Origin of the sequence: Neorhizobium galegae bv. orientalis str. HAMBI 540, from assembly GCF_000731315.1 — a bacterium.
Lineage (GTDB): Bacteria > Pseudomonadota > Alphaproteobacteria > Rhizobiales > Rhizobiaceae > Neorhizobium > Neorhizobium galegae.
Window position 1 is genome coordinate 2,685,024 of the sequence record NZ_HG938353.1, and the last position, 16,679, is coordinate 2,701,702.

Here is a 16,679-nt window from a genome sequence, read left to right on the forward strand (position 1 = left end):
ATTTCGTCCTTTCTCTTGTTCAGGCCGCGATGCCGGTCGACACGGCGGTCTCGCTCATGATCGCGTCGGGGTGGCGATGTCGCTCCGCCATTGCCCGCTCTTCATCGGTCAGGATCTGTGCCTGCATGTATGCTCCGAGGTGCCGCGCCCTGCGGATGACCGCCTGTCCGTAGGCCAGGCGCTGGCGCTCGAATTCCCCAAGTGCCGATGCGACGTCGGGCTGGGCCTCGACCGCCTCGGCAAGCGCGAACGCGTCCGCAGCCGCCTTCGTGACGCCCATCCCGACATGTGGCCTCGCGACGAAGGCGGCATCCCCGAGCAGGGCGATCCGCCCGCCGATTGACATTCGTGGCGTCTCGAGATCCTGGATTGCCTGGATGAACGGCTGTGCGGTCTTCGCGACGACCTCCGCGAACTGGGGCGACAGGAGGTCCTGGGCGGCACTGCGCATGTCGTCGATCACGGCCGGTCGGATCCTGTTCGGGGGGATGGACAGCGCATGGGTCACGCCGTCGACGTCGGTGAGCAGCTCCTTCAGCCCGCCCTCCTGAGCCGCAGGGCGGTACCAGACGAAATTGAAACGGCGGTGGCCGGGTTCGATGGACTCGTCGGCGCCGGCTACTGGGTATCCGAGCATCTGTTCTCCCGTCGGGAGCGAGAACGCAAAATGGTCGCACAGCGCGCTCCTGGTGTCGGCCGACAGATCGGCCTCATCGACCAGACCGCGCCAGGCTACATAGCCGACATAGTTTGGCATCACGTCCGGCATGTACTGTGCACGCACAGCGGAGAAGATGCCGTCCGCCGCCACCAGGAGATCACCCCTAGCCTCGCTGCCATTGTCGAAACGAGCCACGACGCCGTCGGCTTCGACCTCGACGCTTTGCAGGTTGTAGCCGTGATGATAACAGCCCTCGGGCAGGCCTTCTTTCAGGATGGCATAGAGCCGTCCCCAGGAGGTCAGGATCTGCGGATGCGACTTCTCGCCAATGATTTCGCCGTTGCGGTCGAAGACACGACGGCCCTCGACGCTCACTCCGACCTTGGCGTTCTCGCTGTCGATGCCGCATGCGTCGAGGATGTCGAACAGCTCGGGATGAGTGACGATGCCTGCGCCACGGCCAGCCAGTTCTGAGGATATCCTCTCGTAAACGTCCACCGTCCATCCCTTGCTAAGCAGCAGGCGGGCGGCGAAGAGTCCGCCCATCGAACCGCCGATGATCAATGCGTGGCCAGTCTCTTTCATTTCAGGTCCTCCATTCAGGATGAGGTCGGTGGCCGACGTGTCTCTGTGGCGGCCACGTTCGGTCGGCGAGTCAATGAACGCCGAGATGATTGTTCAGAAGCGAGCTGTCCTGGATGAGGTCCGCCGCCGTGCCGCGGGCGACGATCTCGCCCGTGCTGATGATGACCACGTCGTCGGCAAGCCGGAGGGCGAAATTGGTATGCTGCTCCACGAGTACGATCGACAGACCAAGCTCCCTGAGCTGACCGATGATACGCCCGACCTCGGCGACGATCTGAGGGGCAAGACCTTCGGTCGGTTCGTCCATCAGGAGGATCAGCGGATTGGTCATCAGCGCCCGCCCGATCGCAAGCATCTGCTGCTCGCCTCCGGACAGGCGTCCGGCGGGATGAGATCGGCGCTCCTCCAGCCTTGGAAAGACCTTGAAGATGTCCTCAACGTCCCACACCACGCGCCCGGACGGTGCCGGCCGCCTTTTCGCGACAACCAAGTTCTCCGTCACGCTCAGGCTTTTGAAGACGCGGCGACCCTGGGGCACCAATGCGATGCCCGAGTGGCAGATCGCTTCTGGAGTGGCGCCCTCGATGCTGCGGCCGAATACAGACACGTGGCCGCTGCGAGGCTTCATCAGTCCCGCGATCGTGTTCATGCAGGTCGTCTTCCCCGCCCCGTTCCGGCCAAGCAGAGCAAGGACTCGTCCTTCCGTAACATTGAAGGAAACGTCCTGCAGGATGTGGCTGTCGCCGTAGAAGCTGTTGACGGCATTGAGGGTCAGCGCGTTGTTATTCGGCAAGATAGGCCTCCTTTGTCCGCGGGTCGGCGATCACCTCGTCCCGACTTCCGTCAACGAGGAGTTTGCCGTTCTGGAGAAGGGCGATGCGGTCGGCAAAGCCGAGCGCGACGTCCATGTCATGTTCGATCATGATGACGGTCAGCGATCGAGGGAGCGCGTTGAGCAGACCTTCGACGCCCTTTCGCTCCTCCTTGGAAAGACCTGCAAGCGGTTCGTCGAGCAGCAGCAGCCGTGGCTGCTGGGCCAGCGCCATCGCGATCTCGAGCCGCCGTCTTTCGCCATAGGAAGTCTCGCTGACGCACTTATCGGCGATATGGTCGAGCATGACCGTCCGCAGGATCTCCATCGCCGAAGCGCGGAACTCCTCATCTGCATCGAGCGAACCGAAAGGCTTCCAGCGGCGGGAAGTGCGCCCAAGACTGGCAAGCACGACGTTGCGGATGACCGTCTCGCCCGAAAAGAGCGTCAGGATCTGGAAGGTCCTGCCGATCCCGCGCGCCGCGCGCCTGTTGGTCGGCAGGGCCGAAACATCCTCCCCTGCCAGCGATATTGTTCCGAAACTCGGAGCCAGATCCCCCGCAATCAGGTTGAACAGCGTCGTCTTTCCTGCGCCGTTCGGCCCGAGGATGAGGCGCCTCTCGCCTTCCATGACCTTGAAGGAGACGTCGTTGATGACATGCAGGCCGCCGAAGCTCTTGCTGAGGTTGTTGAGTTCCAATGCCGACATCAGCGTGCCCTCGAAGTTGGCTGCAGGGAGGCGCTGGGCGCGGCCCCCTTTCGGAAGCTGCCGATCATCCCGGCCAGGATCCGTTTGCTTCCCGGAAGAAGCCCTTCGGGCATGGCGATGATGATGAAGAGGAATATGCATCCGAGCAGGGTCGGCCAGCGGTCAGTGTAGGCACTGGCGACGTTCTTCAGCAGGACGACGACGCCGGCTCCGAGCAGCGGTCCGAACAAGGTACCTATGCCTCCGGCGATGACCATGAGAACCGCTTCCGAGGACACGGTCAGTGACAGCGCGTGCGGGCTTATGTACTGGAAGATCTGGACGTAGAGAATGCCGGAGACCGTCGCCACGAAGCCGGAAACGAGGTACGCCACGTAACGAATGGCCCAGGTGTTGTAGCCGAGCGTGCTCATCCGCCGCGGCTGGTCGCGCACGCCCTTAATCGCAGCGCCGAGCGGTGAGCGGATGAACGCTGCGAGGAGAACCATGACGAGGGCCAGCACCGCCAGACAAACGTAGTACAGTGTGAGAGGATCGGCTGAGATCACGCTGGCGCGTCCCAGGCTGATGCCGTTGTCGCCGTTCGTGAGGTCGGTGTAGCGAAAAGCCACGCCCCAAACGATCTGCCCGAGTGCCAGCGTGATCATCAGGAAGCTGAGGCCACTGGTTCTGAGCGCGATCAGACCGAACACGGCGGCAGCCGCCGTGCCAATCAGAAGGGCCGCGCCAACCGCGATCCATGGCGAGAAGCCGTAGGTGCCGGATGTCACCGCATAGGCGTAGGCGGCGATGCCGAGGAACCCGGCATGGCCGAGAGACACCATGCCGCCGTACCCGGCGAGAGTGTTCACGCTCACGGCGAACAGGCCGTAGACCAGGATCTGGGTCGCGATTCCGAGGTAGAAGTTTCCCGGAAGAAGGAACGGCAGAATGCAGGCGATTGCCGTGACGAGGATGATTCCGACGGTCTTCATGCTGCTTGCCTCCCGAGCAGGCCTTCAGGACGGACCGCAAGCACGATGACCATCGGAAGGAAGAGGATGACGTAGGAGAGATCGGGCAGCAGAATTTGTCCGAACGTGTATATGATGCCGATCAGGACGCTGCCGATCAGGGCGCCCGCAAGGCTGCCGATCCCCCCGAGGATGACGACGAGAAGCGCCAGCGGCAGCATTTCCGTATCGAGGCCGGGGTATACCGACAGGACCGGAGCCGCGAGCGCTCCTCCGATGCCTGCAAGAGCCGAACCGAGGCAGAAAACGACCGTGAACAGGCGCGACACGGGGATGCCCGTCGCCCGGGCCATCTCCCTGTCGTCGACTGCAGCGCGGATCTTGGCCCCGAGGGTCGTGCGCTCGACGACGAGCCATAGAGCAATGGCGACGAGAGCTGCTACCACGATCAGGAAGAGGCGGTAGAGCGGAAAGGCGAACATCCCCAGTCGTGCCGCTCCCTGCAGGAATGCCGGGGCCGCCAGCGGTATAGGATCTCCCGACCAGATCAGAAGGCATTGATCGGCGACGATGAACGAGAGGCCAAGAGTTCCGAGAACCTGCGCCAGCTCGCGGCCGGCAAGCCTCTGCACCAGAAGGTGCTGGACGAGCCCACCGAGGAGCGCGCAACCTGCTCCTGCGGCTACGATGGCGATCCAGAAGCCGGCGCCGATCGCGGAGGTGGCGAGATAGCCGCCCAGCATGAAGAACGCGCCATGCGTCAGGTTGGCGACCCTCATCAGGCCGAATATCAGCGAAAAGCCCGCCGCCAGCAGGAACAGCACCGCGGCGAAGGCGAGGCTGTTGAAAAGCCCGGTGATCCAAAACATTGAAATGCCTCCTCCATCTCGAATGAGTTCGTGGGGGTGGTCCGGCTCAGTTGAGCCGGACGTCTGCGGCGCCCATGTCGTACCAGTCGAACGGACGGTCGCCGACGTTGAGCATGACGGCCTTCACATCGAAATACGCTTCGAAAGCCTCTTTGCCGAACTCGCGTCCGATCCCGGAAAGCTTGAACCCACCCCACGGCGAGGCGGCGTCGACGCGGTGGTGATCGTTGATCCAGATGATGCCCGCCTCGATGCTGTCAGCGACGCGATGGGCACGGGCTACGTCACGCGTGCGCACCGCCGCAGCCAAGCCATATGGGCTGTCGTTCGCGATCCTGACCGCGTCCTCTTCGGCGTCGAAAGGAATGACGACCGTGAAGGGACCGAATACCTCCTCCTGGGCGATCCGCATGCCCGCATCGACGTCAGCAAAGACGGTCGGCTCGACGAAGTACCCGCCGTTCGAGAGCTTCTCCGGGATGCGTCCGCCTGCGACCAGTCGTGCGCCTTCGCTCTTGCCGATCGCTACGTAGTCGAGCACGCGCTGGCGCTGCCGCTCGGAAATGACCGGCCCCATCTGGGTCTCGACGTCGAACGGGTCGCCGATCCGGATGGCGGCTGTCTTCTTCGCCAGCTTCTCGACGAATTCGTCGTAGACCGTACGCTGGACGATGTGACGCGCGGCGCAGACGCAGGTCTGCCCGGCACCGACGAAGGCACCGAAGGCAGCATAATTGACCGCCTGATCCACGTCGAAGTCGTCGAAGACAACGACCGGGGTCTTGCCCCCGAGTTCGAGCGTCTGACGAGCGAAGTTGGAGGCTGCGGCCGCGCCTGCCAGCCGTCCTGCTTCGGTGCCACCTGTCAGAACCAGTTTGCGGATGCCCGGATGACTTGAAAGCGCCCTCCCTGTAACGGCGCCGTTTCCGGTCACCACGTTGAAGACTCCGGGTGGCAGTCCAGCTTCGGAGAAGAGCTCCGCCAGCCGCAGTGTCGTCAAGGGCGTGTATTCCGACGGCTTGACCACGGTCGTGCAACCCGAGGCGAACGTCGGTGCGAGATTACGGCAGGCAATAAGAAGAGGGTGATTGAAAGGAGTCACGTTGGCGACGACGCCGACGGGCAGCCGCTTCGTGTAGGTGAGATACTCACCCTCCACCGGAATGACATCGTCACGCTTGGCGAGCGCGAGACCAGCATTGTAGCGGAAGAGGTCGGGAACGCGTGCAAGCTGGGCTCGGGTCTCGCGGATCGGCCGCCCGTTGTTCAAGGTCTCGAGTTCATACAGTTCCTCGAGATGGGCCTCCATAACATCCGCCAGCTTGTTCACAAACCGAGCGCGGGTCCGCACGGAAAGCCCGGCCCAGTCCGGAGAGCGGAAAGCCTGTGCCGCGCTCTGCACGGCAGCGTCCACATCCTCTGCCGAGCAGAGCAGGACAGATTCGACGACATCGCCCGTGCCCGGAGAGCGGATCTCCATGAGGTCACGAGGACCGGCGGCAACGGTTTTGCCGTCGATGAAGAGGCCACGAGGCGTAGCGGAGACGGTCCGACTGCTTGTGGTACGGATGGTGTTGTCAGACATTGAGAAGTCCTTTCACTGCGGCGGTGCCGACCAGGTCGATCACGTTCCTGCCCGATATGAGTTCGAACTCTGCGGCCCCGATCCCGGCGGCCCTGAGGGTCTCGACGGGAGAGAGGTCTGCCATGTCGAAGGGGATGTCTGTTCCCAAAAGCACGTGATCGGCACCGACGAGCGATATGAGGAAGCGTAGCGCTTCAGGGTCGTGCGTGATGGTGTCGAAGTAGAAGCGCTTGAGGAGATCCTTCGGCGAGATCTTCGTGGTCTGCGCCTCTTTCCGGACATTCTGGCCATGGACCAGCCGACCGATCTGATAGGGGGCGAATCCGCCACCATGGGACAGGCAGATCCTGAGGTGCGGGATCTCCTCCATCACGCCCCCGAAGATGAGATGCGCGGCCATGACGGTCGTATCGAGCGGATTGCCGATTAGGTTCGTGAGGTAGTAGGGCTCAAGCCCTGGCTTCGCCCCGAAATAATAGGGATGCGTCAAGATGAACACGCCGAGATCGGCGGCCTTCTGCAGAACCGGGCGATATTCCGGAGCTGCGAGCTGGACCCCGTCGATGTGCGTCCCGATCATCACCGCCCGGATTCCGAGCTTGGACACGAGATATTCCAGCTCGGCGATCGACGCCTCGGGCGACTGCATCGGCAGCGTGCCCATTCCGATCAGACGGCTTGGGGCAGTGGCGACGAACGCCGCCACTTCGTTGTTCAAGTAGCGGACGAACTCGGCGTTCTTCTCGCCCGGCTCGCGATAGAAGAAGAGGGTCGGCGATGGCGAAATGATCGCTGCATCGAATCCTCGTTCGTCGAGCTTGCTGACCTTGATCTGAGGATCGGCGAATTCCGGAAACAGCGGATAGGCAAATCCCTCCCGGTGGACAAGGCGCGTGATGCCGTCGAATCTTTCTACGCGAACTCCGAATGCCTCGGGATCTGCTTCGAAGATGGACACGATGCCTTCCGGAATGATGTGATTATGCGCGTCGACAATCATGCGACGTTGTTCCTTCTCGATGATGTGGTCGGTAGTCAGATCTTTGTAGGATTGTTCCGCGAGTAGACCGGTTCCGCGAGAAACCGCTCGGGCTGGTAGGTCCAGAACTGGGAGACTTGGTCGTAGGTCTTGATCACCGTATTGACGAGGCGATTGTCCTTGCGCTCTACCTTCCGGATATAGATGTTCTCGATCGGGTTGCCGTACTGGTCGAACTTCCAGGGACCGCGGGGATCGTTGGCGATCTCGGCCTTCTTCAGCGCCGCGATAAGGCCCTGCTTGTTTTCCACCTTGCCGTCGATCGACTTGAGGGCGGCCTCGAGGGCGAGCCCCGCCGAGTAGGCTCCCACGGAATAGAATCCCGGATCGACACCCGTCACCTTTCGAAGCTGCTCGACGAAACTCTTGTTGTGTGGTGTGTCAATGCCAGCGGAGTACCAGCCGGCGGAGATGATCCCGAGCGCTTCGTCGCCCATCGTGTGGAGCACGCCCTCATCAACCGTGGTCATGGCTGAGATGACCGGGATCTGGCCCTTCAGTCCGTACTCGTTATACTGACGGAGGAAGCGGAGACCATTTGCACCGGAGAACGCCGCGAAGACCGCGTCAACCCCGGAAATCTGCGAGATGTAGGACCCGTAGTCCGCAGCATTGAGAGGCGCCCAGAGCTTGTTCGTGATCGAGCCGCCGCTTGCCTCGAACACGCGCTGGAATCCGGCCGTCTGCTCCTGACCGAAGGCAAAATCGTCGGCGATCGTGATGATCTTCTTGTAGCCGAGTTCCTTGGCTGCATAGTCTGCGAGCGGATGGCAGGGTTGCGCGGATGTCGAAGACGTCCGCACGAACCATGGATTGAGCTTGCGCTGAGTAAGGTCTTCGGCTGCAGCCGACGAGCAGATGAATGGTATCTGCGCTTCGGCAAGGTAGTCGTTTATGGCGAGCGCCTCGAAGGCCGCGACCGGGCCAACGACCATGTGCACGTTCGAGCGCTGCACCAGTTCCTGGGCTCGGGTTTTGGCAAGCGCAGGCTGACCACCGGTGTCGGCGACGATGAATTCCACGGCGCGGCCGGCAATCGTATTGTTGCGCTGCTTGAGAAAGAGCTGGAAGCCGTCCTCCATTTGCCGCCCACCTGTCGCAAGCGCTCCCGACTTCACGCTGAGCATGCCGATACGGATGGGCGTACTCTGTGCGAGGGCGGGCAATGCGAGCTGAGACCCAGCAAGAGCCGCTGTACCTGCCAAAACCTGACGTCGATTAAGCATTTGATCCTCCCAGATCCGTTATTTATCGATTGATAAACTGATCGATATTTTTCGTGTGGTCAAGTGTGCATCATTTGATTTTTTGCAGTAGATGCCGCAGGTTGAGTTTGCGCTTAGCGTATGCAGTTGATAAATTAATGGAAATGAATAAGCGGGAGAGCACATGAAAACGCCAGAAGCCAGAAGGCGATTGTCACCGGATCTCCGCGAACAGGAGATCGTCCGAGAAGCCGTCAAGTTCTTTGCAGAGTTCGGTTTTGAAGGGCAGACCCGCGAACTCGCCAAGCGTCTCGGGATCACACAACCGCTGCTCTATCGCTACTTCCCCACAAAAGACGCACTGGTCGAGCGCGTCTACCAGGAGGTTTTCTTGAGACGATGGAACCCATTTTGGGAAGAGCTTCTCCAGGACCGCAGCAAGCCGCTTGGGGGGCGGCTTACTGAATTCTATCGGGATTACTCGCAGGTCATCCTCACATACGAATGGGTCCGGTTGTTCATGTTCTCGGGCTTGAAGGGTCTGGACTTTAACACCCGTTATTTGGACCTGCTGCGTCAACGAGTCTTCGATCTGATCATCAATGAGTTGAGGCTCGCGCATTCCCGGAAGCCCCCGGACGAGGTCCCGATCACTACGATGGAGATCGAGGCCGTCTGGGGCCTACACGCAGCGATTTTCTACCTGGGCGTGCGAAAATTCATTTACAACATGCCAGTCGAGAACATAAACTCCATTGTCGACCTGGAGCTGCGGATTTTCCTCGACGGTGTGCCAGGAACCCTTGCTGGGCGATAAGTTTAGTTGAACCTGATCATCGTAGCAGGGCAGCACTCGCCCTTCCCAGGATCGATCCCCGAACGGTTCCCCTTCCCAGAGCGTAGGCGGTCATGATGACCTGCTTCGCCGGGGTGTGATCTGTCGCTACCGTCTCGTGTTCTGCACGAACGGCGCGTGCCTGCATGAATCCGCAGCGGCACTGCTGCAGAGCGCTCTACGGAACCTGCCGAGCGTCACACATGAGGAGTATGGTCCACGTGATATCATGCGCGACATTGGATAGTCCGGCCGAGATAGAGAATCTGGGATCTTGCAGGCGATCGGGCGGGAAACCCTTGAGAGGACAGATGGGGACGTGAGGGGTGAACCGCACCGGGTTTGCCGGAGGCCATTTGGTTTAAGTTATGCGGCCATGGCTGGTGCGTCCAGTATGGCGTAATACTGCTCCTCGGCTTCGGCTGGGGGAATGTTTCCGATGGGCTCCAGAATTCGCCGGTGGTTGAACCAATCGACCCATTCCAGGGTAGCGAATTCGACCGCCTCGGCGTTGCGCCACGGCCCTTGTCGATGGATGACCTCTGTTTTGTAGAGACCGTTGATCGTTTCGGCGAGAGCATTGTCATAGCTGTCGCCAACACTCCCGACGGACGGCTCGATGCCTGCCTCAGCCAATCGTTCGGAATAGCGAATGGACACGTATTGAACGCCTCTGTCGGAGTGATGCACGAGGCCACCGCCGTGAACGGGACGCCGATCATGAAGGAGCCGTCGAAGAGTGGCGGGTGGAGGACGCAGAGGCCAAAGCGGAGAAGCGAAGGAAGGCCGCGTATCAGGCGAAGCTGACGCGGTCGAAGAAGGCCAACAAGCGATCGAAGAAAGCAGAGCGTGGCCTCGACGATACCACGTCAACGCTAAGCGGCTGGGAGGAGTTTGACATTGACGGGCTGCTGCGCTGAGCACACAACACTCGACCCTAAGCGGATATCAAAATTCGCGTTAGGGAACGGCTGCCACGCGCGCCCCAGTTCGGCCATTTGAGCCACCGGCTCTATCTCTTCAAAGCAGTCCTTCCGCGTGCCCAAGAGCCGCAAGGGGCCTGGGTCCAATCTCCGTTCCCACTCCTTATTGGTGTTTCGGAAGAAGGACAACAGATCGGCAACATTTCAATCGGCATGTCCTGAAAGCCGCTGCAAATCGGCGTTCTCGTGCACATAGCGGCCTGGCTCCCGTCTTCCGACAAGCTTGACGATGGCGTCGGAAACGAGCATGGCGGGTATGACGCCATATCGGGAGAAGCGGCGGGGCAGGATGGGCGAGAGCGCGGTGAGCGCGCGCTGCGCGACCGCTTCCCAAATCCGCGTGTCGTCGCGGTGGCCGACCAGAAAGCCCGGACGGATAAGGTCCACCCGCTCGAAGCCAAGATCGGTGACCGCCTGTTCAATGGCGCCCTTGGTCTCAAGGTAGAAGCCAGGCCCACCCGCGCCGATGGAACTCACAAGGATAAACTGGCGGGCGCCCAGCGCCCGTGCACCCTTGCCGAGAGCCAGCACGTAGTCATGATCGACGCGGAACATGGCAGTTTGCGATCCAGCCGTGCGGATGGTGGTGCCAAGGCAGGAGATGGCGACATCGATGCCCTCGGGCGCAATCGGCATCAAGGTAGCCTCCGGCGCGCCACACAACTGTTCGAAATCGATGGGGTGGCCCGACGCGGCCGATCCGGCGCGAACGAGGCTAACAAGATCAATGTCGGACCGGTCGACGAGTTGCAGGCGAACGACCCTGCCAATCAGCCCGGTGCTGCCGGCAAGCAGAATGTGTCGGGACATCGGTGAGGCCTCCGTCGTTCAGAAAGGCAGGGTGGGACCATGCCGTGGCAAAACGCCGGCTCGGCCGCTCAAGATCGTTTACCTTGGTTCTGACCTCCAAGGCCGCCGGGCTAAGATATCGCGTTCGCCCGTTGCATGTATTGCTGTTTTTTTGACCGGGCTTGCTGTTTGCGGGCCGCGCGTCGTTCCATTGCCGATCGCGATCTTGCTTGCCGCAAGCAAGAATGCAAATCTCGAGGCAGGTTGTATCGGTTCCTGGTAGGTAGGACCAATGGTTTGGTAAACTCACCGACGTCCCCGAGCGGCATTCGCTCCGAACTCCCGCCTTCCACCATGACGGGGTGGTACGCGGTGACGGTGCTCTGCATCGCTCTTTTGGTTTCCTATACCGACCGGCTGATCATCAATCTCGTCGTCGATCCGATCAGGGCCGATCTCAGTTTGACGGACGTGGAAGTCAGCTTGCTCCAGGGCGCGGGCTTCGCCATCATATTTGCCCTTGCCGGTCTTCCCAGCGGGCGGCTGGCAGATGCCGTCAGTCGCCGCAACCTGATTGTCGCCGGCGTGCTGTTGTGGTCTATCGCGACGGTCGCCTGCGGACTCGCCGGCGATTTCTGGAGTTTCTTTGGCGCCCGGCTTGCGGTGGGAATGGGTGAAGCGGCCCTGGTGCCGGCTGCTTCTTCGCTGATCATCGATTTCTTCTCGCCGCGTCGGAGAGGAGCGGCGCTGGGTGTTTTCTCCCTTGGCGCGACCTTCGGCGCCGGCGGTGCACTTCTGATCGGCGGAATGCTTCTGCGGGGGATCGAGGCCGGACGCTTTGCCTCGCTACCGCTGATGTCAGATCTGGCACCGTGGCGGCAGGTCATGATTCTCGTTGCGCTTCCCGGCTTCGCGTTGCTGCCGCTGCTTTTGTCGATCCCGGAACCGGTCCGGCAAAACAGGTCCGGCCTCCTCCCGCTTTCCGAGGTTTTTCGGCGGCTGATGGCGAACAATGGAACGGTGTTGCGCGTATGCATGGTGAAGGGTGTGCTGGCCATCGGCGACCACGGCCTGTTCGCCTGGATGCCGACGCTGTTGCAGCGCGTATACGGCATGAGTGCCATGGAGGTCGGCGGCCTTCTCGTCCTTGCCGTGTCGGTCAGCGGGGCGAGCGCATCGGTGCTGGGAGGCGCGCTGTCCGACTGGTTTGCACGGCGCTGGGGCGTGCCCACCCGAGTGGTCCTATTGCTGGGATGCTACCTGATGACCATCGTGGGCGCCACGATGGTTTTTTTCGCGGAAACGGGCCATCAGGCCGCGCTTGCATTGGGGGTATGGGCCTTCGGGTCGATCGGCGGATACGTCATCGGCCATGTCGTGATGCAGGAGAGCGTTCCGAGCGAGATGAGGGCAACGACGATCGCGCTGTCCCTGACCTTCATCGGGCTGATCGGGATCGGTCTTGGGCCGACGCTGGTGCCGCTGGTGGCATTGCACGGGTTTGGCGGTGAAGCAGCGCTTCAGCCGGCCATGGGCACAGTCAGCCTGGTTGCGGCCCTCCTTGCCTTCGTCGTCATCTGGCCGCCGATCAGGGTCGGCCTCACGGTCTTGAGAACGCGGCCGAATGCAATGGGCCAGGAGGGCTAACCAGAGGCGGTTATCTCTCGCCCGGGGCGCCCGGCCGCGTGGCGATCAGTGTCCGTGCTCGCAGGAGATCGCCCGTAGAAAAGCCCTCCTGAAAACGGTTATAAGCCGAGGCGAGCATATCCTCGGCTTCATTATCTCCTCCATGCCTCCGCATGAGCTTGACGAGGCTTGTTGCGGAGCGCAGTTCCCAGGACAGCGCCTCACCTTGGCGAGCGAGTTCGATCGATCTTTGATAGCACTCCACCGCCTTGTCCGGGTTGGCCGGTTCGTGGAAGCGGATCATGTTGCCCTTGATACGCAAAATCTCCGGTATGCCGACCACCTGTCCGCGGCTTTCGCACAAGGCGATCGCCTCGTTGATGGCAGCCAGCCCACCGGGTAGGTCGCCCTGGCGTGCAACCGCCTCAGCGTAGTTGGTGAGATAGTTGGGATAGCGCATCCGGAAGCCGCCATCGCGGACCTCGGCAAGCAGGACGCGATAGGCGGCGAGGTCAACGGGACGGTCGGTATAAAGGCAAAGTCGGCCACGCGTACACATACCCATGTTCCGCCAGATCGAGAGCCCATGCTTGGTGGCGTGCTCCAGTCCACTGTTGAGATAGCTCCAGGCTGCCTCGTAGTCGCGGATATACATGGCGATGATCAACGAGCCGTGCAGCAGGGCGGAGCAGAGGGAGACCGCGTAATTGGAAGCTTCGGCCTCCTCTAGCTGTCGTCGCGCGACCGCAATTGCCTGATCTGGAAAGCCCTGCAGCCAAAGCACTGTTGCCAGCGAGCCTTGCGCCGTCAATCGTTGATCGAATTCGAAGCGGGCAACATCCAATTGTGCCGTGTGGCTTATCGGTCGTTGGACGATGTTCTCGAGTTGCTGCCGCGACGCCGCGAGCGCACCCAGCCAGGACAATGCCGATCCGGCCTGTGCATTGGCGTCGCTTGGGTGCGCATCCTGCCCGTTGGTCTCTAGCGCACGGATCTTCCTGGCGACGGCTATCGCGGAGTGGGAGTCACCGGTCCACAATTCGTATTCCGATAGTCCGCGCAAGCACGCCAATTGCATATCCGTGTCGCCCAATTGCGCCGCGATCGCCAGCGCCTTGGTCAGGGACGATTTCACCTGAAGCAAAGGGCCGCGGGTGTGCAACAAGGTTGCGCCGAGCGTGAGATTGAGGGCCAGGTCGTCACGGATGCTTCGATGCGGCTGAAAGCTGTCGTCCAGTGCCCTTTCGACGGCCATCCGGCATTCTTCCACCAGCGAAACCTGCTTCCCGAACGGAATGGCAGTCACCGTCAGCCGAACGCCCAGCGCCGTGTTGTCAGCACTCGTGAACGCCCAGCGCATCGCCTCGCGGATATCGTTGGTCTTCGGACCATGTCGCACAAGCCACTCTGCGCGCGTCAGCCGTTCCGCATCTGATGTCGCGCGCTCGACCAGTTCAAGGCAATGTTCTGCATGTCGCTGCCTGGCGCTCTCAAGTTCGTTGTTAGCGACGAGTTTCTCCAGCGCATAGGCACGGGTCATATCGAGCATTCGATACTCGACCTGCGTATCGTGCATCTCGGCCGTCAGCAGCGACTTCGCAACCAGGCTGGCGATGTTTTCCACCGCCCTTACGCGATCGATACGATCGTCAATGGTGATGGCGCAGGCCGAGTCCAGACTGAAGATGCCGGCAAACGCGGCCAGGCGGCGCAGCATCGTTTGCTCGATTTCCGAAAGAAGGTCATAGCTCCAGTCGATTGTCGCGGTGAGCGTACGATGCCGTTCAATTCCTCCCCGATGCCCTTGCAAGAGCCGAAACCGGTCGCCGAGTTGTTCGATCAATTCGCCAATGCCGAACGCGTCGACGCGGGTGGCCGCCAGTTCGATTGCAAGTGCAAGACCATCGAGCTTGCGGCACAGTTCCGCCGCCAGCGGTGCGTCGGCATCGCTCAGGCTGAACGACTCGAGCCTGTCAGTTGCGCGATCAACGAACAGCTCGATCGCCGGAAATGTCAACGCGGTCTCAGCATCGAGTGCTGCCGTCTTGGCCGGCGTTCCGAGCCCCGGCAACCGCCGAACCCGCTCACTCTTCACACGGAGAGATTCGCGGCTGGTTGCGAGGATTCGGACGGCTGGAGCCTCGGCCAGGATGCGGTCGGCGCAAGATGCGATGCCATTGATGATATGCTCGCAACTATCGAAGACGAGCAGCATTTCGCGCGAACGCAGGAATGCGCTCAACGCCTCGAGCATGTTGGAGGAATGGGCTGTCAGGCCGATTGCAGTTGCGATGGCATTGGGGACGAGGCTCGGGTCCTTGAGGGGTGACAGGTCGACCATCCAGACACCATCCTTGCAAGTCCCGATCCAATGCTCGGCGACGGCAAGGGCGACCGTCGTCTTTCCAATTCCGCCCGCGCCCACGATCGAGACGAGGCGTGCTTCCCGCAATTCCCGCAGGATAGCATCGATTGCATCTTGTCGCCCCACGATGCGGGTGGTCGCCGTTGGCAGGTTGTGGTTCAGGGCCGCCGGAACGCCGACATCGGAGGCGAGATGGACTGAACCGGAGTGGTGGACCGGTGCGGAGAAGCGGTAGCCTCGGCCGACAACCGTCGCGATATACCGTGCGGCGCCCGGCGACTCATCCAGTGCGCGCCTCAAGGCCGCCATGTTGACCTTGAGGTTGCCGTCCTCGACAAATGTGTCCGGCCAGACGCGAGCCAGCAATTCTTGCTTGCCGATGACGGCTCCCGGACGTTCCACAAGCACTGTCAGAATATCAAGTGCCCGTCCCCCGATGCGAACGGGTACGTCGCCCCGCATGAGCAACTGCCGTTCGGGGAGCAGCACGAACGGTCCGAAGGCGAATGATCGTGACCGGGGCGGCGAGAGCTCGTTCATCAAATGCCTCCCATCATTCGACCAACAGGCCGTGACGCCTCCTGACCGCGAAGTGGCGGGCCATTCAGCAAAGGAAAAAGCTCACGCATCCTGAAACATCGGCGCGCGTTGGTGTCCAGCCGCGCTGACGTCATTTAACCGAAATTAACTCGCCACACCCGCCCCGATACGGCTTGTTGAGCATATCGGAATTGCACGCCGGAGAATGGACAAATGTCTCTGCTGACGCACGGTGACCGAAAGTATCAGTCAAGCACCTTGATTGGCAATGTGGCCGAATGGGATGCCCTGCGTGTTGAACAAAGGCGTATCGGACCCGGAGCACAGAATTGCGTGGGGCGGGAATGCACCGAACTTGCCTATATTCTATCCGGCCAAGCGAGGGTCCGGCGCAAAGGTGACGGGCAGACACAGGAAGGCATCGCGCGTCCGGGAACAAGCTGGCTGGTTCCGGTTGGGACCCACGAGACCTTGCTCGAACTCGATGGATCGGTCGAATGCCTTTTGGTCTTCCTGCCCGCGAAGCTGCTGGAAGACAGTGCGCTTGCGGACTATGGGATCGATCCTGCTGGCACACAGCTTGCCTATGCGGGAGGTTTCGTCGATCCGGCCCTGGTGCGGATCGGAACGGCGTTGCATGGTTTGCTTGGTGGTGGCGACGCCCCGATCGACCGAATCTATGCCGACGGGTTGCGCACGACGCTTGCGGCTCACCTCATGAGAAACTACACGGTTGGCCGATGGCGGGCGCCATCGCGAGCGTCCTCCCTCGATCCAAAAAAGCTGCAACGCGTGCTCGACTTCATCGAGGTGCGTTTGGGAGAGGACATCGCGCTGGATGACCTCGCAGGGGAGGCCTGCCTCAGCGCCTTCCATTTTTCTCGTCTGTTTCATGAAGCGACCGGTATGCCGCCCCATCGCTACGTCATCGAAAGGCGCATCAAGGCAGCCCAGAAAATGCTCGTGTCCGGAAGGTCCACGATTGCGGGGATCGCTCTCGACGCGGGCTTTGGATCGCAGGCCAACTTTTGCCGGACATTCCGAAAGCTGACCGGGATGACACCAAGCCAGTTCCGAGAACAGTCCTTTGCGTGAAATGCGCCGCTGCGTCGCGTTTTAATAGC

General features: G+C 61.3%; 13 protein-coding genes and 2 pseudogenes. 4 read left to right on the plus strand and 11 right to left on the minus strand.

Features of this window, described 5'->3' with window-relative positions; translation table 11 throughout:
* Positions 1-19: 19 nt before the first annotated feature.
* From RG540_RS13295 to RG540_RS13330, 8 genes are all read right to left on the minus strand, one after another.
* The gene (locus RG540_RS13295; RefSeq protein ID WP_038588663.1) at positions 20-1,246 is read right to left on the minus strand and encodes an FAD binding domain-containing protein; all 1,227 of its coding nucleotides are present in this window, start codon (positions 1,244-1,246) and stop codon (positions 20-22) included.
* Between the two features lie 70 nt (positions 1,247-1,316).
* Entirely contained in the window at positions 1,317-2,039 is a 723-nt protein-coding gene (locus tag RG540_RS13300) for an ABC transporter ATP-binding protein (RefSeq protein ID WP_038588666.1), read from the minus strand.
* The gene (locus tag RG540_RS13305) at positions 2,029-2,766 is read right to left on the minus strand and encodes an ABC transporter ATP-binding protein (protein WP_038588669.1); all 738 of its coding nucleotides are present in this window, start codon (positions 2,764-2,766) and stop codon (positions 2,029-2,031) included. The genes RG540_RS13300 and RG540_RS13305 overlap by 11 nt, the downstream gene beginning before the upstream one ends.
* Positions 2,766-3,740 (minus strand): branched-chain amino acid ABC transporter permease, encoded by a 975-nt coding sequence (locus RG540_RS13310; protein ID WP_038588672.1) that lies wholly within the window; start codon positions 3,738-3,740, stop codon positions 2,766-2,768. Before RG540_RS13310 ends, RG540_RS13305 begins: the two co-directional genes overlap by 1 nt.
* Entirely contained in the window at positions 3,737-4,588 is an 852-nt protein-coding gene (locus tag RG540_RS13315; protein WP_007755907.1) for a branched-chain amino acid ABC transporter permease, read from the minus strand. Before RG540_RS13315 ends, RG540_RS13310 begins: the two co-directional genes overlap by 4 nt.
* A gap of 46 nt (positions 4,589-4,634) precedes the next feature.
* Positions 4,635-6,173 carry an aldehyde dehydrogenase gene (locus RG540_RS13320; RefSeq protein WP_051909393.1) on the minus strand — a complete coding sequence of 513 codons (1,539 nt, stop codon included), beginning with the start codon at positions 6,171-6,173 and terminating at the stop codon, positions 4,635-4,637.
* The gene (locus RG540_RS13325; protein ID WP_038588677.1) at positions 6,166-7,173 is read right to left on the minus strand and encodes an amidohydrolase family protein; all 1,008 of its coding nucleotides are present in this window, start codon (positions 7,171-7,173) and stop codon (positions 6,166-6,168) included. The genes RG540_RS13320 and RG540_RS13325 overlap by 8 nt, the downstream gene beginning before the upstream one ends.
* A 35-nt stretch (positions 7,174-7,208) precedes the next feature.
* Complete coding sequence (locus RG540_RS13330; RefSeq protein WP_244446562.1) at positions 7,209-8,294, minus strand: ABC transporter substrate-binding protein; 1,086 nt, start codon at positions 8,292-8,294, stop codon at positions 7,209-7,211.
* Between the two features lie 307 nt (positions 8,295-8,601).
* On the opposite strand from RG540_RS13330, the gene RG540_RS13335 reads away from it, so the two are divergent.
* On the plus strand, positions 8,602-9,234 hold the full coding sequence (locus RG540_RS13335; RefSeq protein WP_038588685.1) for a TetR/AcrR family transcriptional regulator: 633 nt from the start codon (positions 8,602-8,604) through the stop codon (positions 9,232-9,234).
* A 384-nt stretch (positions 9,235-9,618) separates the two neighbouring features.
* Here RG540_RS13335 and RG540_RS13340 read toward each other — a convergent pair.
* Positions 9,619-9,990: pseudogene (locus RG540_RS13340) on the minus strand (integrase core domain-containing protein); the annotation flags it as partial.
* Between RG540_RS13340 and RG540_RS31680 the strand changes: the two are divergent.
* Positions 9,978-10,172, plus strand: a pseudogene (locus RG540_RS31680) (hypothetical protein); the annotation flags it as partial. The pseudogenes RG540_RS13340 and RG540_RS31680 overlap by 13 nt on opposite strands.
* Positions 10,173-10,379: 207 nt before the next feature.
* Here the strand turns inward: RG540_RS31680 and RG540_RS13350 are convergent.
* Positions 10,380-11,045: a Rossmann-fold NAD(P)-binding domain-containing protein gene (locus RG540_RS13350; RefSeq protein ID WP_038588687.1), complete on the minus strand. Its 666-nt coding sequence runs from the start codon at positions 11,043-11,045 to the stop codon at positions 10,380-10,382.
* Positions 11,046-11,213: 168 nt separating this feature from the next.
* Between RG540_RS13350 and RG540_RS13355 the strand changes: the two genes are divergently transcribed.
* Positions 11,214-12,671, plus strand: coding sequence for an MFS transporter (locus RG540_RS13355; protein WP_244446563.1), 1,458 nt, complete (start codon positions 11,214-11,216; stop codon positions 12,669-12,671).
* A 10-nt stretch (positions 12,672-12,681) separates the two neighbouring features.
* On the opposite strand, the gene RG540_RS13360 is transcribed toward RG540_RS13355, so the two are convergent.
* The gene (locus RG540_RS13360; protein ID WP_038588693.1) at positions 12,682-15,555 is read right to left on the minus strand and encodes an ATP-binding protein; all 2,874 of its coding nucleotides are present in this window, start codon (positions 15,553-15,555) and stop codon (positions 12,682-12,684) included.
* A 213-nt stretch (positions 15,556-15,768) separates the two neighbouring features.
* Between RG540_RS13360 and RG540_RS13365 the strand changes: the two genes are divergently transcribed.
* A complete protein-coding gene (locus tag RG540_RS13365; protein WP_038588695.1) occupies positions 15,769-16,650 on the plus strand; it encodes a helix-turn-helix domain-containing protein in 882 nt (293 codons plus the stop codon).
* Positions 16,651-16,679 lie beyond the last annotated feature (29 nt).

Coding starts and splice junctions, on each gene's coding strand:
- RG540_RS13295 (WP_038588663.1), bottom strand. CDS start 1,246: ATGAAAGAGACTGGCCACGCATTGATCATCGGCGGTTCGATGGGCGGA.
- RG540_RS13305 (WP_038588669.1), bottom strand. CDS start 2,766: ATGTCGGCATTGGAACTCAACAACCTCAGCAAGAGCTTCGGCGGCCTG.
- RG540_RS13310 (WP_038588672.1), bottom strand. CDS start 3,740: ATGAAGACCGTCGGAATCATCCTCGTCACGGCAATCGCCTGCATTCTG.
- RG540_RS13315 (WP_007755907.1), bottom strand. CDS start 4,588: ATGTTTTGGATCACCGGGCTTTTCAACAGCCTCGCCTTCGCCGCGGTG.
- RG540_RS13320 (WP_051909393.1), bottom strand. CDS start 6,173: ATGTCTGACAACACCATCCGTACCACAAGCAGTCGGACCGTCTCCGCT.
- RG540_RS13325 (WP_038588677.1), bottom strand. CDS start 7,173: ATGATTGTCGACGCGCATAATCACATCATTCCGGAAGGCATCGTGTCC.
- RG540_RS13330 (WP_244446562.1), bottom strand. CDS start 8,294: ATGGAGGACGGCTTCCAGCTCTTTCTCAAGCAGCGCAACAATACGATT.
- RG540_RS13335 (WP_038588685.1), top strand. CDS start 8,602: ATGAAAACGCCAGAAGCCAGAAGGCGATTGTCACCGGATCTCCGCGAA.
- RG540_RS13350 (WP_038588687.1), bottom strand. CDS start 11,045: ATGTCCCGACACATTCTGCTTGCCGGCAGCACCGGGCTGATTGGCAGG.
- RG540_RS13360 (WP_038588693.1), bottom strand. CDS start 15,555: ATGAACGAGCTCTCGCCGCCCCGGTCACGATCATTCGCCTTCGGACCG.
- RG540_RS13365 (WP_038588695.1), top strand. CDS start 15,769: ATGTCTCTGCTGACGCACGGTGACCGAAAGTATCAGTCAAGCACCTTG.